This is a genomic window from Roseobacter cerffii (assembly GCF_054226325.1).
Genome location: NZ_CM135757.1, coordinates 1,632,291 through 1,654,260, shown reverse-complemented (window position 1 = coordinate 1,654,260; position 21,970 = coordinate 1,632,291). Strand labels below are relative to the sequence as shown.

The following is a 21,970-nucleotide window of genomic DNA, read 5'->3' as shown; positions in this document are numbered from 1 at the left end:
GATTTTCGACGCATGTGATTGACGGCGCGCACGTTCTCGCCCACCGTCGCGGCATGAAGGCTCTTGTGAATCCTTACCGTCGCAGCGGGCTCGCACACCCCGAGCTTGATGGTGTTCCGATGCCGAGCGTCGATGCCGGTGCGCCGGTTTCAATGCTGACAAAATGTCCGCGTGCGGCCCGCACCCCTTTGATCGCCGCGACGTCGCTGGCAGAGAACCTTGGCGTCGCACGGGTGGACATCAAGGACGAACGGGGGCGTATGGGTCTCGGCAGCTTCAAGGCGCTTGGCGCCGCCTATGTCATCGCCTGCGATCACGCCGAGGGCGCCGCCAAGGGCACGACCTACGTGACAGCGAGCGCCGGCAACCACGGCATGTCGGTTGCCGCCGGGGCCGCCGCCTTCGGCGCAAAGTCCGTGATCTTCATTGCCGAGACCGTACCGGAGGCCTTCGCGGCCCGCCTCGAGGCGGAGGGCGCCGAGGTGATCCGCGCGGGCGCGGAGTATGAAGCCAGCATGGCGGCGGCCGCGACCTATGCCGAGGCGCAGGACGCTGTGCTGCTGTCGGACAGCTCCTGGTCGGGTTACACCGCGCGCCCGCACCGGCTGATGGAGGGGTACCTCGCGCTGATGGCAGAGGTGTTTGACCAGATTGCAGCGGTGCCGACGCATGTACTGCTGCAGGCGGGCGTGGGCGGCCTCGCAGGCGCATGCGCCGCCGCCGCGCGGCAGAGGTGGGGCGATGACCCGCAGATCATCGTGGTGGAGCCGGAGGTGGCTCCCGCACTGATGGGCTCCATCGCGGCAGGACGCCCGGTTGAAACGCCCGGGCCGGTCTCGGCCATGGGGCGGCTCGATTGCAAGGTGCCGTCGTTGATCGCACTCAAGGGCCTCGCCCGCGATGCCGATGTCTTCGCCACGATCAGCGAGGCGGAGGGACAGGCGGGAGCGGACCTTGCCGCAAAGATCGGGCTGGCCAGCACGCCCTCTGGTGCGGCGGGCCTTGCCGCGCTGATGGCCGGGGCGACTGATCTTGCGTTGCCGCGGGATGCCAGCGTGCTCCTGATCCTGAGCGAAGGACCGGAGGTGTGACAGAACCGCCCCGCGGCTTCCCGGAGGCGGAGTTTCGAGACCGGTGTATCCGCATCCAGACGATGATGCGTGCGGCCGGGTTGGACGCCTTGCTGCTCACGACCGAACCGGATGTGCGTTATGTGACCGGGTTCCTGACACGGTTCTGGGAGAGCCCGACGCGCCCCTGGTTCGTGGTGGTCCCGCAAAGCGGGGATCCGATTGCGGTGATCCCGTCGATCGGTGCGCATCTGATGGGCCAATGCTGGATCAGCGACATCCGCACCTGGCGGTCGCCGGATTATTCGGATGACGGGGTGTCCTTGCTGCGCGCAACGCTGACTGACTGTACCCCGGCGCAGGGGCGGATCGGGGTGCCAAGCGGATTGGAGACCCATCTGCGGATGCCGCTCGACGATTGGGCGGCGCTGCAAGCCGCGCTCGCCCCGCGGACAGTCGCGCCCGATGCGCAGATCATGCGGCGGGCCCGTGCGGTGAAGTCGCCCGCCGAAATTGCGAAGATCCGGCATGCCTGCGCGATTGCGGACCGCTCTTTTGCCCGCGTCCCGGCGTGTACAGCGCAGGGCCAGCCTCTGGAGGCGGTGTTTCGCCGCGTCCAGAGGCTGGCCCTCGAGGAAGGGGCGGACTGGGTTGCCTATCTGGCTGGCGGCGCAGGCCCGGGCGGCTATGGCGACGTGATCTCCCCGGCCTCGGCGCGCCCGCTGGACCCAGGCGACGTCTTGATGCTGGACACCGGCATCGTCTGGGACGGCTACTTCTGCGACTTCGACCGAAACTACAGCGTTGGCCCGCCCGACGCCGAGACCGAAGCAGCTTACCAGCTCTTGCTGGAGGCCGAGGCGGCGGGCTTTGCAGCGGCGCGGCCCGGCGCCACCGCTGCTGAGCTCTTCGCGGTCATGGACGCGTGTCTCACAGGCGGTGAGGGTGGCTCCGATGCAGGTCGGCTTGGCCACGGGGTGGGCCTGCAGCTCACCGAAGGGCTGTCCCTGATGCCGCAGGATCGTACGGTGCTGGAGGCGGGCATGGTAATCACCCTCGAGCCGGGGATCGAGATCGCGCCCGGGCGCACGCTTGTGCATGAAGAGGTCATCGCAATCACCGAAAGCGGCGCGGACTACCTCTCGACGCCCGCGCCACGCCATTTGCCGCGGTTGGGCGCGTGACTCAAGCCCCCTATCCCTATGGCGAAGCCCCTGCTCCGCCACACCAGCTGGGGCTGATCGTTCTGCAAGCGGATCTGACCATCGAAGATGAGTTTCGCCGGATGGTGCCCGCCGATGTGCGGCTGCTGGTCTCTCGTGTCCCGTCCGGCGTCACGGTCACGCCGGACACGCTGGCCGAGATGGAGCAGCATCTGACGCAGGCCGCGTCGCTCTTCCCGCAGGGCTGCACCTTCGGCGCGGTGGGGTACGGCTGCACCTCCGGCACCGCGCAGATCGGAGCGCAGGCTGTTGCTGAGGCCATCCGCCGGGGCACCGATGCAGCCACGGTGACAGACCCGCTGACAGCATTGATCGCAGCCTGCGACGCATTCAGGTTCACGCGGCTTGCGCTCCTGTCGCCCTACATTGAAACGGTATCGGCGCGCCTGCGCGACCGGCTGCGCGCGGCCGGGATCGAGACGCCGGTCTTCGGCAGCTTTGGCGAGGCGGAAGAAGCGAAGGTGGCACGGATCGACGGACCATCGATTGTCGACGCCGCGACCGACCTTGCGGCGGGTGCAGAGGTCGATGCGCTGTTCTTGTCGTGTACCAACCTGCGCACGCTGGACGTCATCCACCAGATCGAACAGGCCACCGGGCTGCCGGTGCTCTCAAGCAATCTTGTGCTGGCCTGGCACCTGCTGATGTCCACCGGGAGGATCGCTCGGGATGATCCCCCCGGTGGGTTGGTGCCCGACCTCTTCCAACCAGAGGGTCGGGCGTCCTGAAGGGGAGAGGGGTCTACCTTCAGGCAGTGGGCGCCCGCGCTGTGTCCAGCAGACGCGCGCGCCCACGGGGTCAGACGCCGCCCGATCGGGGCAGCGAGTCGTCCTTGCCCCATTCGGCCCAGGACCGGTGGTAGACCCGCACTTGCGGATACCCCAGAAGCCGCAGCGCCACGTAGCTGTGCGAAGACGCAAGCCCAACCTCGCAATGAATGACCACGTTATGCTCCGGCAGGACGCCATAGCCGTCGAACAGTGCGCGCAAGTCCGCCGCAGGCAGAAACTGCTTGGCCGCGTCGAGATTGGCGCTCCACGGCACGTTCTTGGCCCAGGGGATATGCCCCTTGTCGAAGGCTTTGGGCGGGCGCACGTCGATCACGAGGGTATCGCGGTCGCGCCGATGGGCCATGATGTAATCCGCCGTGGCGAAGCGGCGCGGCATCGGGGCCGAGACGAACCGTCCAGGATTTGGGGAGACAGGCGTGGTGGAGAGCGCTTCGCCCGCCGCTGTCCAGGCGGTCAGCCCGCCGTTCAGCAGGGCGACGTTCTGATGACCGAGGTATTCGAGCAGCCAGAACATACGCGCGGCGTGAAAGCCACCGCGATCATCATAGAGGATCACCCGGCGGTCGGGCGTGATCCCGAGATCGCCCAACAGCGTCTCGATCTCAGCCTGAGGGCGCAAGGCGCCCGTGATCGGCCCGCCGGGGGCGACCACCGCATTGGCCTCCAGCAGGACCGCCCCGGGGATATGCCCGGCGGCGAAGGTCTCGGCAGAGCGCACATCGACCAGCACCGCAGGCGGCGCGCCCTCGGCCCAGACCTTGGTTTGCAGCTCGGCCACGCTGACCAGCAGATCGGGGTTGGCATAGCTGCTGGGCGCTGCGAAGACGTTGCGGGGCACTGACAGGGCCGCCAGTGTCAGGCCGCCAAAGGCGCGGCGCGTGAGAGGTGGTGTCATGTGGATTATCCTTCTGAATCAGACCGGTTGCGGCACGAGGCGCATGTAGGGGCGCGGCGCGTACCAGCCGGTCGGGAACTTCTTGCGGGCATCTTCATCCGAGACGGAAGGCACGATGATCACCTGCTCGCCCTGCTTCCAGTTGGCCGGGGTGGCCACCTGATGCTCAGCGGTGAGCTGCAGGCTGTCGATCACGCGCAGCACCTCCTTGAAGTCACGCCCGGTGGTCATCGGATAGAGGATCATCAGCTTGATCCGCTTGTCCGGCCCGATGACAAAGACCGCGCGGGCCGTGGCGTTGTCCATCGCGGTACGATCAACCGCCGGGCCTTCCACGTCTTCGGGCAGCATCTGGTAGAGCTTGGCGATCTCGAGGTCCGGGTCCCCGATCATCGGGAAGTTGGGCGCCACGCCCTGGGTTTCGGCGATGTCCACCGACCAGCGGGTATGGGCTTCGACCGGATCGACCGAGAGGCCGATCAGCTTGACACCGCGGCGGTCGAACTCCTCCTTCATGCGGGCCATTGCGCCGATTTCAGTGGTGCAGACCGGGGTGAAATCCTTGGGGTGCGAAAACAGCACGCACCAATCGTCACCCAACCACTCGTGGAACCGAACCGGGCCCTCTGTCGTCTCTGCCGTGAAATCAGGCGCGATGGCGTTCAGGGACAGACTCATAACACATCTCCTTCGTAATCAAATCGCAGGGCGGCCCCTCGGCCGCCCCTGACAGGCACCCTAGGCGGCGCGGACCGCCACGCGCCTGAAGGAGTTCTGAAGCTTTGCTGAAACCGCGGGTCAGTTGCCGCTGTGGCCGTCCTTGCGGGCGGCGGCGACATCGGCCTGATCCCAGAACCCGATGAAGACGCCCTGGTCCACCTCGCGCCCCTGCCCCGCCTCGATCTCGGCGTCGCTGATCGTTGTGCGGCTGTGGTGCCGCAGGGACCAGCGCTGCATCAGATCGGCAAGACGGCGGCGCTCGGGCTCATGGGCCATGTCCGCGCCCAGATCGTGAAACTCTTGCGGATCGGTATCGAGGTCGAAGAGCATCGGCCGGAAGCCTTCGCAATGGATGTATTTCCAGCGCCCGTCAAAGACCATGACAAGGCGGCAATCGGCGATGGGCTGGTTCAAGAGCTGTTGCGCCCGGCGCGCGGAATAGTCGTATTCGCTGATCACCGCGCTGCGCCAGGTCGGTTCAGCGCCGCGGATCAGCGGCAGCAATGACTGCCCTTCGAGGATATGCGGGCGCGCAGCACCACCTGCCCAATCCACAAAAGTCGGTGCCAGATCAATCGCTTCAACCAGATGCGACAGCACCTGCCCGCGCGTGGCCTCGGCCTCAGGCGACGGGTCCACCACGATCAGCGGCACCTTGACCGAAGGCTCGTGAAAGAGCTCCTTTTCGCCCAGCCAGTGGTCGCCCAGATAGTCGCCGTGATCGGAGGTGAAGACGATCAGTGTATCAGAGCTGCGCCCGGTTTCATCGAGCCAGGCCATCAGCCGCCCGATCTGATCGTCAAGCTGCGCAATCAGGCCCATATAGGCCGGGATCACACGGGCGCGCACCTCGTCCCGGGCGAAGACCTTGGAGAAGCGATGCTGGTGGTAGGCCGCGAGCAGCGGGTGCGGATCGTCGCGTTCCACCTCGGCCCGGACGGCGGGCAGCACATGCTCCGGCCCGTACATCGCATGGTAGGGCTCCGGGACGATATAGGGCCAATGCGGTTTGATGTAGCTCAGATGCAGGCACCACGGCTGATCCCCCGCCTGGTCGATGAAGTCCATCGCGCGGCGGGTGGTATAGGGCGTTTCGCTCTCCTCCTCGGCCACGCGCGCGGGTCTGTCGGCGTGCTGCATTAGCCAGCCTGACAGGATGTCGTCATCATCGCCTCGCGCGGAGTTGGCCCATTGCTCCCAGGGGTTCGGCCCGCCGTAGCCCAGCCCGGCCAGATGGTCATTGTAGTGAGAGGGTGCTTTGCCGCCAGTCGGATGCACCCCGTCGAGCCGGTCCCACACCTCGAAACCGCATTCCGCGATCCGCGTGCCAATGGCGGAGGTCGGGTCGATGCCCAGCCGTCTCATCCCGTCGGTGTCCGCCGCCATATGCGTCTTGCCACAGAGTACCGTGCGCAGGCCCAGCGGCTCCAGATGATCGCCCAGCGTCATCTCGCCCACCCGCAGCGGTGTCTGGTTCCAGGTGGAGCCGTGGCTGCGCACATACCGTCCCGTATAGGTGCTCATCCGGCTGGGCCCGCAAATGGGCGATTGCACATAGGCGTTGTCAAAGCGCACGCCCCGGGCGGCCAGCGCATCGATGTGCGGCGTTTTCAGATGCGGGTGGCCGGTGCAGCCAAGATAATCGAACCGCAGCTGATCACACATGATAAACAGGATGTTCTTCGCCGTCACGAGGTGCGGCCTTGAGCGTCAGATCGCGACGAGGTGATTGTCGAACGCCAGATCATGCTGGCCGATGCGTCGCAACCGCTGTCCCACATGATGCACCCCTCCCAGACCGTCGGTCGCGAGGCCAGCGCCGCCACTGGCCGCGACCCCGCAGATGTCAGCTTGCGGGCTTTGCGTCAGAAAGCCAAGGGCCGGATCGAAGACCTGCACCACGCCACCACGGGGTGATGTCACGGCGATGTGGCCGTCGGGCAGTGCCGCGACAGAGCCCACATAGGCGTTGAGACGGCGCACCGCATCCGGTGGGCTGTCGAGCAGGCGCAGGCTGCCCTGCTTGTAGAGCGCCACAAGCGCGGGGCTGTCATAGGGGTCGCCCTCCCATTGGAAGCCGCAGGCGATGCTGCCATCCGCGAAGCCCGCGATATGGCGCAGGGAACTCTGGTGCAGGGCGTCAGGCAGCGCCACCTGATCCGTGATGTCCCCCGCGTCCGTCATCAGGGTCAGGTTCGGGCGCATGGTGTCGAGGTTGAGCTTCTCGCGCCCAGTTTCGGGCCGCGTCAGGATGCCGCCATTGGCCACCGCAAGCATGGCCCGCCCCGGCAGGCGCAGCATCTCATGCGGGCCGATCCCGCCGGACGGCACATCTCCAACCCGTGCATAGCCCTCCTCCCGCGCCCAAATGCCAATCCGGCCCTGCCCGCTCGGACTGTGGTTCTCGGTTGTGAAGAGACGGCTGCCATCAGCGGAAAACGCCCCATGCCCGTAGAAGTGATGGCTGGCAGGCGCGGTCAGCTCATGCAGCACAGCGCCCGACACGCAATCGATCACCAGCGCATATGTCCCCGGGCGGCGGGCAAAGGCGACCGCCTCGGGTCTGGCGGGATGGGCCACCGCAGCGTGGCCCCGGCCCGGCAAGGGCTGGGTGAAAGCCAGTTCGCCGCCGGGCCGCAGCCCGACCAGCACATAGTCACCTGCGGGTGTCATCGCAGCACTCAGATGGCTGGGGCCACCGGCGTCGGCCCAGCTGAGCTCGGCGGTCATGCCGCTGGCCAGCAGCCCTGCTAGGAAAGCGCGCCGGTTCGGCATCAGTCGCCATCCAATGCGTTAAACCCAGCGCGGACGCCCAGGCCTGCGCCAATCTCCTCGGCAACCGCGCGTTGGATCGCCGCGACGCCCTGCTGAAGGACTTCGATGCGGAAACGCTCCGCCGGGTCGGCCACGCCTTGCAGCGCCGGATCGTCCAGCGCTTCGGCACGCGCCACGGCCTCTGCAAAGGCCGCTTGCGTCTTTGGACTCTCGTCACCGGCAAGCGCAACCGTCAGCGCGTCCAAAGCGCGCAGACTCAGGAGGATATTGCGCAGGCTGCGCTCGGACCGGCGCGCCTCGGCGCGCTTGGGCCGAGGGCGGTCGAAGGTGCCCAGAGGGCGCCCAAGCCGTTGATCATGCAAGAATTCCAGCCCGGTCGAGAGAGAGGTATAAAGCGCACGTTGCGCCTCAGCCTGCGATTGATACGCGTCGTTCTCGGGGCCCGGGTTGGTCAGCAGATCGGCGTGTTCCCCCACCCAGGCAGCCTCAAGGCGGGCCGCGTTGTGCGCCAGCTGCCGCGCCACGGCCTGCGTCAGCGCACAGGTGTAGGCCGTCTCTTCCCGTTCGGTGTAAAGCAGGCTCTCGAGCGCCATCAGACCCTGCGCCGCGACGGAGACTTCGGCGAATTGATCCGGGTCCTCGACGGCCGGATCGTCGGCTGCGATCAGCCGTGCCAACGCCTTTTCTGTCTGATTCTTCGGATCCGGCCAGAAGGCAATGGCAAGCGACAGCCCTTGCGCTTCGATCGGTCCGAACTGGATGTGGCTCACGCCCATCCAGGCGTCAAAAGCTGCGTGATAGCCCGCGCGCATCTCCGTTTGATCGCAGGCGACGGTGGCCGTGACAAGCGCGTCGCTGGCTTGGGCAAAGGCGCTGTAGGCGGGCAAGATGTGATCACTCACAACCGCCGTCACGCCTGCCACCAGCGATGACGGCAGACAGAGCAAGGCGGCGCAGACGAAGTTTTTCATATCAGAGGCTTTCCAGAAAGCGGATCAGGGCATCACGGTCGGGCTTGGGCATGGAGATCACCCGATTTTTCGCGGCTTCCGCTTCGCCGCCGTGCCAGAGGATCGCCTCCATCAGCGAGCGCGCGCGCCCGTCATGCAGGAAATACGTATGCCCTGAAACCTGCTGCGTGAGGCCAATCCCCCACAGCGGCGGGGTGCGCCATTCGCGCCCCGTGGCCCGGGCTTCGGGGCGGTTGTCGGCCAGCCCCTCGCCCATGTCGTGCAGCAGCATGTCGGTGTAGGGCCAGATCAGCTGGAAGCTCTGCTCAGGCTGCCCCTCAAGACGGTGGGTCACGAATTTGGGCGTGTGGCAGGAAATGCACCCGGTCTTATAGAACATCTGCTTGCCGCGCAGCACTTCCGGGTCGTCGTAGTCGCGGCGGGCCGGGACGGCGAGGTTCGAGGAATAGAAGCTCACAAGCTCCAGCCCAAGCTGCCCGATCTCGGCGTTGTCATGATCTGGCGTGTTCCCGTCAGGTGCCGCGCGACAGGCCGCCTGCGCCTCGGTGCAGTCGCCATAGCCCGTCGGGTGCAGCGGCGTGGAGATGCCGATGTCGCCATGAAAGGCACCGGCGGATTGCTCCCAGACGCTGGGCTCGCCCGCCTTGACGCCAAAGCGGCCCAGCATCGGCGTGCCATAGACGCTGGACCAGACGATATTGGGGCGCCCTGAAATGCCGTCGCCATCGGCATCCTCGGGATCAGCCTGCGCGAGAATATCCGCCGCCGGGATCGCGTCGAGCAGGCCCAGGCCGATCATCTGCGGGGCCACGCGGGCGCTGGTCATCGTGTCGGGATGCAGCGGGCCGTAGCCGAGGTTGTCCAGAGCCAACGTGGGTTTGCGCAGAGTGACGGTCTCGCCCCCCTCCAACACCACGTCGAACTCCTCATAGGTGATCGCGATGCGCGCTTCCGCCGGGTGCCCGGCGATGCCAAAGTCCTGGATTTGCCCGCCATAGGTGGGTTCGGGCGCGGTGGCGATGTAGTCCTCGATGTAGTCCGAAAGCGTGCTCTCATCCGCTGGAATCGAGACGCGCACCAGCATGGAGACAGCCGAATCATCCGGACCCTCCGGTGGGTGGCCACGCCCATCCTTCAGGTGACAGCGCTGGCAGGAGCGCGCATTGTAGAGCGGGCCAAGCCCATCCGAGGCCAGCGTGGAGGATGGCGAGGAGACCCAGAGCTTCTTGAAAAGCCCGTTGCCCACTTTGAACTCCAGCTCCCGCTCGAAACTGATGTTGGCCGACGGCTGGCTGAAGGCATCGGCGGTGCCGATCACCCGTACGGTCGCGGCTCCAGCGGAATTGGCCTCGAATCGCTCGGCCTGCGAGAAATCCGTGGTTGGCGCGGTAATTGCAGCGATGCGGGCCGCCTCGTCCTCGGTGCGCGGGACAATCGGCAGATGCAGGTCTGCCAGCTCCGCCGATGCAGCACTTCCGAGACCAAGAGCCACAACAGGCCCGAACAAACTGTGACGAATACGCACTGTCCCATGTCTCCAATTGCAGCGGCGACTTATTTCCGATAAATATACTCGGGAATTCAGCGCGTCGAGTCTCTGCGCGCCTGCAAACAGGAAAAGTGATAGGACAGATGATCGCAGCCCGCCACGCCCCCCGCGCCCTTGCGCCCCGGCAGCAGACATCGACCCTGACCGCCTTCAGCCCCGAGGCCGCAGCTGTGTTGAACGAGTTACGGCAGGTGGCTCTGACATGTCGTTCTGCGGCGCGCACCGATCTCTTCGAAGCCTGCGCGGTGCTGTCTCAGACGCCGAACGTTGCGCGCAAAGCCTATGCCGAAGCACTGATGAAGAGCCTTGCCCAAGCGCTTGGCGCCTCCCCCCTTCTGCACCGCCCCGGTGTGGCCGAGGTCTCGTTCGACGAAGCTTGGCTGTTGCGCAGCATCGCCGCAGCCCAGGCGGAGGACCACGGCAGCTTTCTCTTCCTGATCCGCTCGCGCGTGCCCCATGCCGCGCGGCGCAATCTGGGCTTCCTGATCCTGTCTCTCTCCGAGCGTTTTGGTCAGATTTAGAATTATTCTAATTTTCTGTTGGACTTTTGGCTGGCTGCGTTAAATAAGACGTATCGCCAGCCAGCCTGATGCCAGCCAGCCGTTTTCAAAATTGGGAGATGACGAATGACACAGACCGCGATGGCGCTGTCTACAGACGCACAAACTCAAATTGTGGAAGCCTTGAACCAGTCCGTTGCGGAGACGGCTGTCACCACCATGCTGGCGCAGAATTTTCACTGGAACGTGACGGGCATGGCGTTCGGGCCGCTGCACGAGCTGTTCCAGAAGATCTATGAGGATCACTTCGTGGCCCAGGACGATCTGGCCGAGCGGATCAAGGCGCTGGACGGGCATGCAGAGGGCACGCTGGCGGGCATGATCAAGCGCTCAAAGGTGAGCGAGCATGATGGGCACGCCTCGGACACAGACATGATCAAAATGATGATGGACGCGCAGGAAACGCTGGCAAAGACGCTGGCGGGCTGTGGCGAGTTGGCTGCCGAGCATGGCGATACGCTGACCGAAGATCTGTGCATCGCGCGCGGCCAGGAGCACGAGAAGTTTGCCTGGTTCCTGCGGGCGCACCTGCGCTGAAGCGCTGAGCCAGAACATGACGCCGCCTGTCGGGGCGGCTCTTTCTTAGTATTGCATTGTTGAGCGTCCCGTGCCCCGCCCCGGCCAAAGGTCCCGGCGGCGCAGCTGGCGCGCCCGGCTGACAGGCCGGGCAGCCCCCGATCCCCCTCGATGGGGGTGAGGGGGCTTCGTCCCCCCATCAGCCGCGCTGGTCGTCAGCTGCCAAGTCACTCCAATGGGGCTGCGGTTCCAAAGGGCGCGGTCAGCGCCATGCGGTCGGCGCAGATGGCCTTCTCCGCGAAAGACGCGCCGAGACGGCAGGCCCCGATCACCATGTCGTAGCGCTCGACCTCGGCGCAGGGGGCGTTCGGGGTCTCGAAGGTGGCGGTTGCGGAGGCGCCCGGCGCCACGTTGAAGAAAGAGGCGCCTTTCGATCGGCCCACCTGCTCTTGGCCGATGTAGTTGAGAAAGAAGGCGTTGATCTCGGTCAGCGGCTCGGCGCTGTCATTGGTGAGTTCCACCGTGATGGTGCAGTAATAGTCGCGCTTGCCGGTCTCGGTGATCTCGAGCCGGTAGTCGGCCAGCGCAGGCGCGGCGAACATGATCAAAGCAATCGCGAACAGCCGCATCAGGCTGCGTCGCGTACGGCGGCGACCGGCTTGGCCTTTTTCTTCGGGCACTTGCGCAGATACTGCGGCACCCAGTGCTTGTAGCGGCCCAGGGTTTTCTGCTGCGCAACCAGCATTTCGACGAAAGCCTGCCGGTGGCTGTCCTTCTTGAGGGTCTTGAACATCGACTTCTGCGTCTTGGTCATCGAACAGCCAATGCAATGGCCTTGGCGCTTGAACTTGCAAACGTCGATACAGGGGCTGGGTGTTTTGCTCATGCGACCTCTCGCGGTGGGGAGAGAGGCGGCGCCCCGCCTCTCTATTTATGTAGGAACAGTTCCGGTTACTGGAAGACGGCCTCCGGATCATCGAGACTGTCAGAGCCCTCAAAGGCGATCTGGGCGACGCCCAGCGCATCGACGGCGCGCTCGATAGACCGGGTCTGATCGATCAGCGCATCGACGGCGCCCATGATCAGCGCCTCACCCTTCTCATTGCCGCGCTCCAGCATCATGTCATAGGCGAACCCGGCCTCGGCTGCAGCTTTCATCTCGGCCATCTCGATCATCGTGGTGTTGAGCTTGGCGGTGAGCTCCGCATCGACGCCCGCATCCGCCTCAGCCACCAGCGCCGAGAGCGATGCACCGGATGTCACGGTGCCGTCGATCCCGGTGTAGCTGCCGAGATAGACATTGCGGATGCCCATCGCGTCATAGAAATGGCTGTTGTGCGTGTTGTCGGAGAAGCAGTCGTGCTCTTCTTCTGGGTCGTTCAGCAGCACGCCGAGCTTCATGCGCTCGCCCGCTTGCTCGCCATAAGAGAGCGAGCCCATGCCGGTCAGGATCGCGGTGATCCCGGCGTTTTCGTCTGCGATGAGTTGGGCGCGGGCCTCCCCGCCCTCCTGCCATTGCGCCGCCATCCATTCGAGATCGGACACCAGAAGGTCGGTAGCCGCCTGAAGATAGGCGCCGCGGCGGTCGCAGTTCCCGCCCGTGCAGGCCTCGCCTTGTGCGTAATCCGTCCAGGGACGGTTGCCTGCACCGGGGCCATGACCGTTCAGGTCCTGCCCCCAGAGAAGAAATTCGATGGCGTGATAGCCGGTGGCCACATTGCTTTCGACCTCGTCGGCCTCATGCAGCACGTTTTCCAGCAAGTCCGCCGTGATCTCGGACGCATCCACCGTCTCGCCCGAGAGCGTAAACGACGGGTTCGCGATCACGTTCAGCACCGCGTATTCGTTCTCATCCGTGGCGCCGCCATAGGTGGCATCCACATAGTCGATGAGGCCCTCGTCAAGCGGCCAGGCGTTCACCTTACCCTCCCAGTCATCGACGATGGCATTGCCAAAGCGGTAGACCTCGGTCTGCTGGTAGGGCACGCGGGCGGCGATCCAGGCCTCCTTCGCGGTCTGCAAGGCTTCGGCTGACGGGCTGTCAATCAACGCGGTGATGGCCGTTTGCAGAGCCTGCGCGGTGACCAGGCTGTCGGTGTATTTCGCGGCGGCGATATTCGCGTAGGTGTCGAGAACCGCTGCCTTATCCGCCAAAGCGGGAGCCGCGATCAGCATCGTTGTGCCAAGTGCGGCGGCCAGTGTCGTCTTCATTGGTTGCTGTCCCTTTGTTGCAATCGTTAGTGAAGTCGGATGACGTTGTCGGAATATGCGGCCTGCTCGGCCGCGCGGGTCCGGGTGATAGATTTGCGGGCGCAGCCCACTTGCGCGGCGAGGATCGCCACGCGTTCCGCCTGCGCGGCGGTGACCAGCAGGGTGGCCACCTGCGCGGCCTCGCCCAGATCCCCGTCGCAGGCGACGCGCACGAGATGCGCAAAGACCCCCTCATCCGCGCCGATGCAGGCGCAGCCGACACCGTGCCGGACAAGCGGGCGGTGCGCATAGGACGCAATCACCGAGACCAGCTGTTCAAAGGCGCGCATCTCGTCTGCCGCCTTGCCTTTGGGCAGGGTCATGGCGAATTCATTCCAGACCTTCGCCTGGCCTTCGGGGCTGTCACACCAAAGGCGAAGCGTCACGATAAGATCCGCTTCCCAGGGCTCCAGGTGCATCAACACACCTACGGAAGCCCCGCCGCGGTTTTGCGCATTCGGTGTCATTTTGTGAGGATCAGCTTGCCGGCGCGCGTGATGCGCAGGAAATAGGGCTGCCCGTCGAGAACGAGGCGTGCCTGCACGCCTGTTTCGATCAGATCGCGCACGTCATAGGTGACGATATCGGCGGCGGCACTTTCGGTCGGGTCCATGCGTGTGGGTTGCGCCATCGCGTTCATGACCGCACCTCCAGCCGGTCCAGCATGCTTTCCAGACGGTGATCGAGCGGCACAAGGCCATTCAGGGCGGATTGCAGTATCTCGATGCGGCATAGGCGGGGTGGTGTGGGTCGGGCGGGTTTAGGGCGGTGCTCCATGGTGGCCTCCAGCTGACTGTATGGCTCCGGGCTGCCCTTTCGGGTGGCTGGGAATCTGCTTTAATTCTTGACCATTATAGTCAGACAAGTCAATCCCGACTAAAACACTTGGCTACTTTATTCTCATCTCTGCCTATGGCCACGGCATCGAAGCCGCGGGCGCAGCAAAAAAGGGGTGCGGACCAGCCGCACCCCTTAGTCAGCACCTGGTGAAGCGACTACTTCCAGCCGACCTCGTTGAAGATTTTCTGAGCAGCGGGGACATTCTTGGCCACTGCAGAGAGATCAACATCGTCGCCCTTGTAGTCTCCAAGCTCGGAGACACTTTCACTGATCGCCACACCGGGCACCGCGGGGAATTCGTCATTGCCGGCCGAGAAATACTGCTGCGCCTGATCGGAGGCGAGGTATTCGAGGAAGGCAACGGCGTTGTCACGGTTGGGGGCGTGCGCGGCCACACCGCCACCCGAGAGGTTCATATGCGCGCCCTCGGCGTCCTGGGCCGGGAACACCCAGCCGATCTTGTCGAGATCGGAGGAGAGGCCGTCCACGTCTTTACGGATCGCGCGGGCGAAGTAATAGGTGTTCGAGATCGACACGTCGCACTGCCCCGACACCAGGCCGCGCAGCTGGTCGGTGTCGCCACCTTCCGGCTCACGGGCGAAGTTGTCGACAACGCCCTGCGCCCAGGCTTTGGCCGCCTCTTCGCCGTGGTTCTCGATCACAGCGGCCAGCAGGGTCTGGCTGTAAACGTTGGAGGACGACCGGTGGCAGACCATGCCCTTGTACTTGGGATCGGCCAGCGCGACATAATCCATCGGCGGCTCGGCCACATCGGCCTTGTCGTAGAAGATGATCCGCGCGCGTTGGGAGAAGCCGAACCACTGGTTGTCGCTGTCCTGCAGGTTTGCGGGGATGCGCTCTTCCAGCACCGCGCTCTCGACGGATTGCAGCACGCCTGCATCCTTCGCGCGCTCGAGGCGGGAGGTGTCAACGGTCAACAGGATGTCGGCGGGCGAATTCGCCCCTTCCGCCTGCATCCGTGTGATCAGCTCATCCGCGTTGCCTTCGATCCGGTTGATGGTGATGCCGGTGGCCTCGGTGAAATCCGAGTAGAGACGTTCATCGGTGTCATAGTGGCGCGAGGAGTAGAGGTTCAACTCGCCGTTCGCCTGCGCGAGTGACGCCGTGCTGATTGCGGTGGTCGCGGCCAGCGCGCCGAGCATGAATCTGGATGGTGTAGGCATTGATGTCTCCCAAAGGTTAATCCTTATTGATTTACTCAATTACTGATTCCTGCGCGGAAGGCAATATTGTTGAGTGAAATAATTGGGTATTTTGGTCTGATTTCTGATGTTTTTTGTCGACTTTCCGCTCTGGCCATAAAGAACGGCCGTCACGACCCATAACTCAAACCAATGTGACCTCCGCTCTGAGACACCCACGGCCCCGTGCGGAAGCTTTGCGCGCTGCTTGGCAGGAACGCATTCGGCACAGGGAGAATTCTGGTTAACTGGCAGAGACGGGATTAAGCGGCTGTTAACAGGCCCGTTAAGGAAAGCCGAGATAGTGAAATTTTCTGTTTAATATCAAACCAGAACAGCCCCATCTTCACTTGAATATAGAGCGGAAAAAACCTCGGACGCGCGGTGATCGAACTGTTGCGGGCGGGCGACGCTCCATGCCAAGGTTCACACCGGGGGACCAACCTACGGTAGTGTGATTCTACCATGCTACCAAATGCCAACACTGGAGAACCGCGACATGTTTTCATTCCTAAAGTGGCTTTATGACACCGGTGGTCTGACCGACTTCTTTCAAAAGCTGACAGAATACTTCGAGGCCACGCAAGAGTCTCCGACCGACGAGCCCCCTGAAACCCCGGAGGCACCAGCGCCCTCTGACCCGCCACCCGAAGAGGCTGCGGATGACGAGCAGCCCGCCGATCCTGTCAGCCCGCCCGCCCCGGAGCCGCCGGTCGCGCCGCCGAGCTGCGAAGATCACCCCGAGCCTCCCGCTGAGGATGGTGATACCCCTCCTGACGCGCCCGAGATGCCGCCGGAGCACGGTGAGGACCCGCAGACCCCCCCGGATCACGGCCATGGGGACCAGCCGGAGGATCCGGAAATGCCGATGGACGGTGGTCACGGTGACGCGCCGGACGACCACGGGGCGCACTTGCCGCAGACGCCCGAAGAGATTGAAGCTTTCGTCGCCGATGTGCTCGCGGGGGAGGACGCGCATGGCGATCATGCGCCGGGCTCGCCCATGGGGATGGAGCATATGGCCGCGCTGAACCTCGTGGCCCCGGCCGAGGCGACACACGTCGCGATTGGCAATGGCAGCTGGTTCGACGCAGACAATTGGTATCAGGGCAACATCCCGGATGCGGGCGCGCGGGTCATCATCCCGGACGGGGTGCATATGACCTATGACGGGTTGAGCGACGCGAGCCTCTTCACGGTGCGCGTCGATGGACACCTGGAATTCGCGCCGGACACGGACAGCCAGATGCTGCTCGACACGATGGTGGTGACGCCCAACGGGCAACTGACCATCGGGACCGAGGCCAACCCGGTTGAGGCGGATGTGAGTGTCGATATCATCTTCGCGGGAAACGGGCCCATCGATACCGATTGGGACCCGACGCTGCTCAGCCGCGGGCTGATCGCGCATGGGCAGACGACGATCCACGGCGCGGAGAAGGACGCCCATGAGAAGGTCATCGACGATCCGATGGCCGGTGACACCTGGGTCGAATTTGCCACGGCACCCGAGGGCTGGGAGGTGGGTGATACGATTGTCATCGCCGGGACCCACTATCGCGGGCACGACTGGAACGGCGTGAATGCCGTGCAGCCCTACCCCTCGCAGGACGAGGTGCGGACGATCACGGACATCCAGGATGGCATGGTCTATTTCGATGACCCGCTGGAGCATGACCACGACGCCCCGCGCGACGATCTGAGCACCTCGGTCGCCAATTACACGCGCAACATCACCTTCTCCTCCGAAGGGGGCGCAGACGCGGAGATCTACGACCGCGGTCATGTCATGTTCATGCACAACGATGACGTTGACGTACGCTATGCCGCCTTCCACGAGCTCGGTCGAACGGACAAGTCCGAGCCTGCGCAGGATGCGGATGATATCATCGACATTGCCTTCGACGACAACGTAAAGGGCCGCTATCCGGCGCATGTTCACAAGGCGGGTGTGGGCGATCTGGAGGATCCTGCGGTGCTGATGGGCAATGCGGTCTTTGGCTCCCCCGGCTGGGGGATCGTGCATCACGATTCCAATGCCATTGTGGACGGCAACGCCACCTTCGATACCTTTGGCGCGGGTTATGTGGCCGAGTCCGGCAATGAGACCGGCGTCTGGAGCAACAACATCGCCATCTATGCCGAAGGCAACAGCTGGGCCGCGCCCAAGGATGGCAATGACATCGCCAATTTCGATCTCGGGCAGACCGGCGATGGCTTCTGGTTCCAGGGGCGCATGGTCGAGTCCACCGGCAATATCGCGGCGAGCGTGAACCACGGGTTTGCCTATATGCACCGCGGCTTCGAGGACGGGCTTTACACGGCGGATTCGGATGTGTTTGCCGCACCGGATGCCTTTTTCGGCGATGATACCGTGTTCCTCGATCACTTTCCGGTGCTGAGCTTTCACGACAACGAGGCCTTCGCCGCCAAGGAGGGGCTGCATGTGGTGAAATCGAACCCGAACCAGGGGCATGATCTGCACAGTGTGTTCAGCGATTTCACGGCGTGGAACGTCCGCTCGGGCGCGCATTTCGAATACACCTCGCATTACATCATCGAGGGGTTCGACCTGATTGGTGAAGGCCCGGGGGTGAGCTATTCCGAAGCGGATGTGGGCATCAGCTTTGGGCCCAACACCACGGATATGACCATTGTCGATGCGCAGATCGCGGAGTTTGACACTGGCATGGACCTCTTCAAATGGTTCACACCCAACAATCCCGGCACGCCGGACCAGTTCCAGCACACGATTGTCGATCCGGTCTTCCAGAACGTCGATCAGGCCTATGAGAATTTCAATCCGGCGATTGATGAGATCGTCAATTCGGCTGATCTGCCGCAGGAGGTCGAGCCCGATCTGGTGGTGAGCCCCATGAGCTACCGCGAAGGCTGGCCCGACCCGGGCGCACGGATCGTCGAGATCAGCGGGACCAAGACCGACAGCCTTGGGCAGACAAGCTTCCCCGCAGGCACGGACAGCTACAACATGGATTTCGAGGATGTCGTGCGCACGCTCGAGACCGATGGGTATTATGCCACCTCGGACGGGCAGAACTACTTCATGGTCGATCTCTACTTCTCGGACCGGTTGACCGGGGACATCTATACCGAGAGCCATCCGGTGATGATCGACCCCAATGTGCCCTTGGGCAATCCATTCACCTCCTATGGCGATGCGCTGTTCAACGGTGTGGCCGATCTCGACCAGAGCGAAAGCGATCCGACACAGGAGGCCGCGGAGCTCTTTGCCGAGCTCACCGAAGGCCAGGTAATCCTCGCCGAAGACCCGCCTGCCCCAGAGGCTGACGAGGAGCTGCCTGAAGAGGCCGCCGCCTGATAAGGCCGTTGGCGGGCACCTCTCATCGGTGCGCCATCAGAGCGAACCACAGGCGGGCAGCATACCCCTGCCCGCCTTCGTCGTTCGGCTTAAGAATTGGCGTCAAACGTGTTCCAGATCACAGACACGCCGATCCAGCCTGCGCTACCGGGAAATGGCCGAACCCGCAAAATCGTTGCTTTTCCGAGGGGTACGGTAGTAACAACTGTAGTTAACGAACGCATTGTAGTTTCTTGCGAGGCCCGTTCCCCGGCGCAATCAGACCGCGCGGGGTGAGATCAGGGCGGCAGCTGATAGGAAATTCATTATGGCTGACGAAACTACAAAGGTTATCACGTGGCGCCCAATGGGACTGGACGACATACCGCGGATTTCCGACTGGTTCTGGGATTTCACGGATGCGGCGCTCTTTGATCGGAGCCTACCTGTGCCGGTCAGTGTCGATGCCTTGCGCGAGACATGGCGCGAGTCGATCGTGCAGAAGTCCCAGCCCGGAGCCTATTGGTTCATGGCCGAGAAAGACGGCGCGCCCGTGGGGATCGCAGGTCTGGAAGCGGTCAATTATATTCAGGGGGACGCGGTTTTGCCATTCTTTGTGTCGGAAAAATTTCGCAAACGGGGGCTGGCCACGGCGATGACGGTGGCCATGCTCGATCTTGCGTTCAAGCGCCTGCGGCTGCACCGGGTGACCACCTTCTACCGCTCTGACAACGCCGCAACCGCGCGGGTGCTGGAGAAATTCGGATTTGCCAAGGAGGGTTGCTTTCGTGAAGCCTGGTTTGTGGAAGGCGCCCGAAAAGACACCGTAGTCGCTGGCATTTTAGGAACAGAATGGATTGCAACTCGCGACAAGGTCATCGAAGATGTCGCCGCATCCTGCACTCTCACATTTTCGCCAACCTGCTGGAAAGAAAGTCTTGGCTGATACTGCGAACATACCCGAGGCACGCGAACACCTCAGACGTCGTCTTGTGGCGATTGTCTTTGCGGATGTTGCGAACTTCAGCTCGATGATGAGCGTTGACGAGGTGCGCACGACGATCTCGGTGACCAACCGGTTGGAGAAATTTCGCAACGCGATCAAATCCTATTCGGGTGAGTTCAAGGGCTCGGCAGGCGACAGCGCCTTTATGCTGTTCGAAAGCGCCGTCGATGCGGTCACCTTTGCAGTCGAAATGCAAAAGGCGCTGGAGCAGGAAAACGAGGATCTGCCCGAAGACGAGCAGATCCACTTCCGCTTTGGCATCAATCTCGGCGAGGTGCTGGTCAGCGGCAATGAGATCACCGGCGAGAGCATCAATATCGCCGCGAGGATCGAGGCCTTTGCGGCGCCCGGCCAGGTCTGCATATCCGGCGCGGCCTATGATCATGTCTGCAACAAGTTGAAGTACGGCTATGAGTACCTCGGCGGACAGGATTTCAAGAACATCGGGCGGACAATCGACGTCTTCCAGGTGCATGAGAACCCCACCACAGCGGCGATGACGCCCGGGCTGCGGCGCAATCTCGAGAATTCCGCCGAGTTCAAGGAACGCCCGATTGCGAACCAGTCCATCGTGGTTCTGCCCTTCGGCTTTCAGGGCAGCGATCAGGGGGACCAGTGGTTTGCCGATGGGCTGACCGAGGATGTGACCACGAACCTGTCGCGGTTCCAGGAGTTCTTCGTGATCGCGCGGGGGTCGGCGAATATGTACGCTGACCGGTCGAAGTCACCTGCGCAGGCGGCCCGCGAGTTGGGCGTGCGCTATGCGGTCGACGGCACCGTGCGCAAGGCGGGCTCCCGGATTCGGATCACCCTGCAGCTGCTCGACGCTTTGCAGGACCGGACGATCTGGGGCGAGCAGTACAACCGTGACATGGAAGACATCTTCGATCTGCAGGATGAGATCACCCAGATCATCGTGACCGCCACGGCAGCGCGCATCGAAGCGACCGAGCGGGAACGCATGCGGCTGCTGCCGCCCGCCAACCTGATGGCCTATGGCTTTGTGCTGAAAGGGCATCGGCATGTGCTCAAGTACACGCAGCCAGAGGTGCGGCAGGCCCGCGATCTTTACGAGAATGCCATCGGCAGCGATGCGCGCTATGCCCGCGCCTATGCCGCCAAGTCACGCACCTTCAATCTCGACTGGCGCTATGACTGGGCGGACCAGCCGGACATGGCGCTCGATGATGCGCTGAGCTTTGCGCGCGAAGCCATCGACCTTGATGAGGCCGATGCGCGCGGCTTTGGCGAGTTGGGCTTTGCGCATCTTTACCGCAAGGAACATGACCCCGCGATCAATGCCTATGACCGCGCACTGAAGCTCAACCCCAATGACGCCGACCTGATGTCGGACATGGCGGATGCGCTGGCGCATATGGGCCGCTCCGAAGAAGCGGTGGAGCTTCTGCAAAAGGCCATGCGGCTCAATCCCTTCTATCCGGATCAATACATCTGGCACCTGGGCGGCGCCTACTTCAACCTCATGCGCTATGAGGACGCGATCAACACGATCCAGAAGATGCAGAACCCGACCGAAGGGCGACGCATTCTCGCGGCCAGCTATGCCTATCTGAACCAAGTCGAGGATGCGCGCGCGCAGGCCGATCTGGTGCGCGAAGCCCATCCGAATTTCTCGATCGAACGCTGGGCCGCGGTTCAACCGGACAAGTTCGAAGACGATGTCCGGCACTTCTACGAAGGGATGAAGCGCGCGGGCCTCTGACGGCCCGCCGCCTCGGGTCAGTCGCTCGCGCCGCTGATGCGCGCACCGGACACCCGTGCGCCGGAGACACGCGCCCCGGACACACGCGCACCCGAGACCCGGGCCCCGGAGACCCGCGCGCCCGAGACACCGCCCATCGCTTCCGCGGCACCAGCCAGAAGCACGTCTTCGTACTTCCCCTGATCCACGTCCAAACGCACCGTCTCGGCTGACTTGTCGACGATCCACGCTTTCAGTTCGGAATAGAACTTCGTGTTGCGCGGGTTCGGCCCTGGTACGGGAACCTCCTTGGCCTCTTTGTGCGCGTCGCTCACCATGAAGAGAACGGGCGAGCCCAATTCGGTGTAAACGCCATCAAAGGTGAAGCCATATATCCGGGCAAATTTTCGGCCGGGTTTGTGCGCGGTAGCGTCGGTGTCATCGGACGAGCCAATTGTCAGATCATCCACCAGGCGTCCAAAAAGGACAATTTCTGAAGAGGTATAAATTGATTCATTCATAATATGGGTCCTTCTGAGAGGGAAATCAGCCCCTCATGCTGCAGCTGTTCTTTTGTTAAC

The 21,970-nt window shown here is 63.5% G+C and carries 22 protein-coding genes; 8 read left to right on the top strand and 14 right to left on the bottom strand.

Annotated features, from left to right (window positions below; genetic code table 11):
* The first annotated feature begins 53 nt into the window (after nucleotides 1-53).
* From ACVC7O_RS08050 to ACVC7O_RS08040, 3 genes are read left to right on the top strand one after another with little or no spacing between them, the layout of a single operon-like run.
* Complete coding sequence (locus ACVC7O_RS08050; protein WP_458325568.1) at nucleotides 54-1,091, top strand: pyridoxal-phosphate dependent enzyme; 1,038 nt, start codon at nucleotides 54-56, stop codon at nucleotides 1,089-1,091.
* Entirely contained in the window at nucleotides 1,088-2,254 is a 1,167-nt protein-coding gene (locus ACVC7O_RS08045) for a M24 family metallopeptidase (RefSeq protein ID WP_458325567.1), read from the top strand. The genes ACVC7O_RS08050 and ACVC7O_RS08045 overlap by 4 nt, the downstream gene beginning before the upstream one ends.
* Complete coding sequence (locus tag ACVC7O_RS08040) at nucleotides 2,251-3,021, top strand: maleate cis-trans isomerase family protein (RefSeq protein ID WP_458325566.1); 771 nt, start codon at nucleotides 2,251-2,253, stop codon at nucleotides 3,019-3,021. The genes ACVC7O_RS08045 and ACVC7O_RS08040 overlap by 4 nt, the downstream gene beginning before the upstream one ends.
* 70 nt (nucleotides 3,022-3,091) lie before the next feature.
* Here ACVC7O_RS08040 and ACVC7O_RS08035 read toward each other — a convergent pair whose 3' ends face one another.
* The 6 genes from ACVC7O_RS08035 to ACVC7O_RS08010 form a co-directional block, all read right to left on the bottom strand.
* The gene (locus tag ACVC7O_RS08035; protein WP_458325565.1) at nucleotides 3,092-3,979 is read right to left on the bottom strand and encodes a sulfurtransferase; all 888 of its coding nucleotides are present in this window, start codon (nucleotides 3,977-3,979) and stop codon (nucleotides 3,092-3,094) included.
* An 18-nt stretch (nucleotides 3,980-3,997) separates the two neighbouring features.
* Nucleotides 3,998-4,657, bottom strand: coding sequence for a peroxiredoxin (locus ACVC7O_RS08030; RefSeq protein ID WP_458325564.1), 660 nt, complete (start codon nucleotides 4,655-4,657; stop codon nucleotides 3,998-4,000).
* Between the two features lie 120 nt (nucleotides 4,658-4,777).
* Nucleotides 4,778-6,364, bottom strand: a complete 1,587-nt coding sequence (locus tag ACVC7O_RS08025) for an alkaline phosphatase family protein (protein WP_458326057.1) — start codon at nucleotides 6,362-6,364, stop codon at nucleotides 4,778-4,780.
* Between the two features lie 45 nt (nucleotides 6,365-6,409).
* Entirely contained in the window at nucleotides 6,410-7,474 is a 1,065-nt protein-coding gene (locus ACVC7O_RS08020; protein ID WP_458325563.1) for a DUF1513 domain-containing protein, read from the bottom strand.
* On the bottom strand, nucleotides 7,474-8,445 hold the full coding sequence (locus tag ACVC7O_RS08015) for an imelysin family protein (protein ID WP_458325562.1): 972 nt from the start codon (nucleotides 8,443-8,445) through the stop codon (nucleotides 7,474-7,476). The genes ACVC7O_RS08020 and ACVC7O_RS08015 overlap by 1 nt, the downstream gene beginning before the upstream one ends.
* A gap of 1 nt (nucleotide 8,446) precedes the next feature.
* The gene (locus ACVC7O_RS08010) at nucleotides 8,447-9,937 is read right to left on the bottom strand and encodes a di-heme oxidoreductase family protein (RefSeq protein WP_458325561.1); all 1,491 of its coding nucleotides are present in this window, start codon (nucleotides 9,935-9,937) and stop codon (nucleotides 8,447-8,449) included.
* A gap of 140 nt (nucleotides 9,938-10,077) precedes the next feature.
* Between ACVC7O_RS08010 and ACVC7O_RS08005 the strand changes: the two genes are divergently transcribed.
* Both ACVC7O_RS08005 and ACVC7O_RS08000 read left to right on the top strand, forming a co-directional pair.
* Entirely contained in the window at nucleotides 10,078-10,515 is a 438-nt protein-coding gene (locus ACVC7O_RS08005; protein WP_458325560.1) for a hypothetical protein, read from the top strand.
* Nucleotides 10,516-10,620: 105 nt separating this feature from the next.
* Nucleotides 10,621-11,091 (top strand): Dps family protein, encoded by a 471-nt coding sequence (locus tag ACVC7O_RS08000; protein WP_458325559.1) that lies wholly within the window; start codon nucleotides 10,621-10,623, stop codon nucleotides 11,089-11,091.
* 206 nt (nucleotides 11,092-11,297) lie between these two features.
* Here the strand turns inward: ACVC7O_RS08000 and ACVC7O_RS07995 are convergent, their stop codons facing one another.
* The 7 genes from ACVC7O_RS07995 to ACVC7O_RS07965 all read right to left on the bottom strand — a co-directional run bounded on the left by ACVC7O_RS07995 (nucleotide 11,298) and on the right by ACVC7O_RS07965 (nucleotide 15,344).
* Nucleotides 11,298-11,699, bottom strand: coding sequence for a hypothetical protein (locus tag ACVC7O_RS07995; protein WP_458325558.1), 402 nt, complete (start codon nucleotides 11,697-11,699; stop codon nucleotides 11,298-11,300).
* Nucleotides 11,699-11,956: a DUF1289 domain-containing protein gene (locus ACVC7O_RS07990; RefSeq protein WP_458325557.1), complete on the bottom strand. Its 258-nt coding sequence runs from the start codon at nucleotides 11,954-11,956 to the stop codon at nucleotides 11,699-11,701. Before ACVC7O_RS07990 ends, ACVC7O_RS07995 begins: the two co-directional genes overlap by 1 nt.
* A gap of 65 nt (nucleotides 11,957-12,021) precedes the next feature.
* Nucleotides 12,022-13,281 (bottom strand): imelysin family protein, encoded by a 1,260-nt coding sequence (locus tag ACVC7O_RS07985; RefSeq protein WP_458325556.1) that lies wholly within the window; start codon nucleotides 13,279-13,281, stop codon nucleotides 12,022-12,024.
* Between the two features lie 26 nt (nucleotides 13,282-13,307).
* On the bottom strand, nucleotides 13,308-13,706 hold the full coding sequence (locus ACVC7O_RS07980) for a hypothetical protein (RefSeq protein WP_458325555.1): 399 nt from the start codon (nucleotides 13,704-13,706) through the stop codon (nucleotides 13,308-13,310).
* Between the two features lie 77 nt (nucleotides 13,707-13,783).
* The gene (gene hemP, locus ACVC7O_RS07975) at nucleotides 13,784-13,960 is read right to left on the bottom strand and encodes a hemin uptake protein HemP (protein WP_458325554.1); all 177 of its coding nucleotides are present in this window, start codon (nucleotides 13,958-13,960) and stop codon (nucleotides 13,784-13,786) included.
* The gene (locus tag ACVC7O_RS07970) at nucleotides 13,957-14,097 is read right to left on the bottom strand and encodes a hypothetical protein (RefSeq protein WP_458325553.1); all 141 of its coding nucleotides are present in this window, start codon (nucleotides 14,095-14,097) and stop codon (nucleotides 13,957-13,959) included. Before ACVC7O_RS07970 ends, hemP begins: the two co-directional genes overlap by 4 nt.
* A 218-nt stretch (nucleotides 14,098-14,315) precedes the next feature.
* Nucleotides 14,316-15,344 (bottom strand): extracellular solute-binding protein, encoded by a 1,029-nt coding sequence (locus ACVC7O_RS07965; RefSeq protein WP_458325552.1) that lies wholly within the window; start codon nucleotides 15,342-15,344, stop codon nucleotides 14,316-14,318.
* Between the two features lie 517 nt (nucleotides 15,345-15,861).
* On the opposite strand from ACVC7O_RS07965, the gene ACVC7O_RS07960 reads away from it, so the two are divergent.
* From ACVC7O_RS07960 to ACVC7O_RS07950, 3 genes are all read left to right on the top strand, one after another.
* On the top strand, nucleotides 15,862-18,702 hold the full coding sequence (locus ACVC7O_RS07960; RefSeq protein WP_458325551.1) for a G8 domain-containing protein: 2,841 nt from the start codon (nucleotides 15,862-15,864) through the stop codon (nucleotides 18,700-18,702).
* Nucleotides 18,703-19,009: 307 nt separating this feature from the next.
* Nucleotides 19,010-19,627 carry a GNAT family N-acetyltransferase gene (locus tag ACVC7O_RS07955; RefSeq protein ID WP_458325550.1) on the top strand — a complete coding sequence of 206 codons (618 nt, stop codon included), beginning with the start codon at nucleotides 19,010-19,012 and terminating at the stop codon, nucleotides 19,625-19,627.
* A complete protein-coding gene (locus tag ACVC7O_RS07950; RefSeq protein ID WP_458325549.1) occupies nucleotides 19,620-21,410 on the top strand; it encodes a tetratricopeptide repeat protein in 1,791 nt (596 codons plus the stop codon). Before ACVC7O_RS07955 ends, ACVC7O_RS07950 begins: the two co-directional genes overlap by 8 nt.
* A 17-nt stretch (nucleotides 21,411-21,427) precedes the next feature.
* Here the strand turns inward: ACVC7O_RS07950 and ACVC7O_RS07945 are convergent, their stop codons facing one another.
* Entirely contained in the window at nucleotides 21,428-21,910 is a 483-nt protein-coding gene (locus ACVC7O_RS07945; protein WP_458325548.1) for a hypothetical protein, read from the bottom strand.
* Between the last annotated feature and the right edge of the window lie 60 nt (nucleotides 21,911-21,970).

Excerpts from the sequence above, each read along its gene's own strand:
- ACVC7O_RS07945 (WP_458325548.1), bottom strand. The coding sequence starts at position 21,910 with ATGAATGAATCAATTTATACCTCTTCAGAAATTGTCCTTTTTGGACGC.
- ACVC7O_RS07970 (WP_458325553.1), bottom strand. The coding sequence starts at position 14,097 with ATGGAGCACCGCCCTAAACCCGCCCGACCCACACCACCCCGCCTATGC.
- hemP (WP_458325554.1), bottom strand. The coding sequence starts at position 13,960 with ATGAACGCGATGGCGCAACCCACACGCATGGACCCGACCGAAAGTGCC.
- ACVC7O_RS07985 (WP_458325556.1), bottom strand. The coding sequence starts at position 13,281 with ATGAAGACGACACTGGCCGCCGCACTTGGCACAACGATGCTGATCGCG.
- ACVC7O_RS08000 (WP_458325559.1), top strand. The coding sequence starts at position 10,621 with ATGACACAGACCGCGATGGCGCTGTCTACAGACGCACAAACTCAAATT.
- ACVC7O_RS07960 (WP_458325551.1), top strand. The coding sequence starts at position 15,862 with ATGTTTTCATTCCTAAAGTGGCTTTATGACACCGGTGGTCTGACCGAC.
- ACVC7O_RS08035 (WP_458325565.1), bottom strand. The coding sequence starts at position 3,979 with ATGACACCACCTCTCACGCGCCGCGCCTTTGGCGGCCTGACACTGGCG.
- ACVC7O_RS08050 (WP_458325568.1), top strand. The coding sequence starts at position 54 with ATGAAGGCTCTTGTGAATCCTTACCGTCGCAGCGGGCTCGCACACCCC.
- ACVC7O_RS08030 (WP_458325564.1), bottom strand. The coding sequence starts at position 4,657 with ATGAGTCTGTCCCTGAACGCCATCGCGCCTGATTTCACGGCAGAGACG.
- ACVC7O_RS07995 (WP_458325558.1), bottom strand. The coding sequence starts at position 11,699 with ATGCGGCTGTTCGCGATTGCTTTGATCATGTTCGCCGCGCCTGCGCTG.
- ACVC7O_RS08005 (WP_458325560.1), top strand. The coding sequence starts at position 10,078 with ATGATCGCAGCCCGCCACGCCCCCCGCGCCCTTGCGCCCCGGCAGCAG.
- ACVC7O_RS07990 (WP_458325557.1), bottom strand. The coding sequence starts at position 11,956 with ATGAGCAAAACACCCAGCCCCTGTATCGACGTTTGCAAGTTCAAGCGC.
- ACVC7O_RS07955 (WP_458325550.1), top strand. The coding sequence starts at position 19,010 with ATGGCTGACGAAACTACAAAGGTTATCACGTGGCGCCCAATGGGACTG.
- ACVC7O_RS07965 (WP_458325552.1), bottom strand. The coding sequence starts at position 15,344 with ATGCCTACACCATCCAGATTCATGCTCGGCGCGCTGGCCGCGACCACC.
- ACVC7O_RS08020 (WP_458325563.1), bottom strand. The coding sequence starts at position 7,474 with ATGCCGAACCGGCGCGCTTTCCTAGCAGGGCTGCTGGCCAGCGGCATG.
- ACVC7O_RS08025 (WP_458326057.1), bottom strand. The coding sequence starts at position 6,364 with ATGTGTGATCAGCTGCGGTTCGATTATCTTGGCTGCACCGGCCACCCG.
- ACVC7O_RS08015 (WP_458325562.1), bottom strand. The coding sequence starts at position 8,445 with ATGAAAAACTTCGTCTGCGCCGCCTTGCTCTGTCTGCCGTCATCGCTG.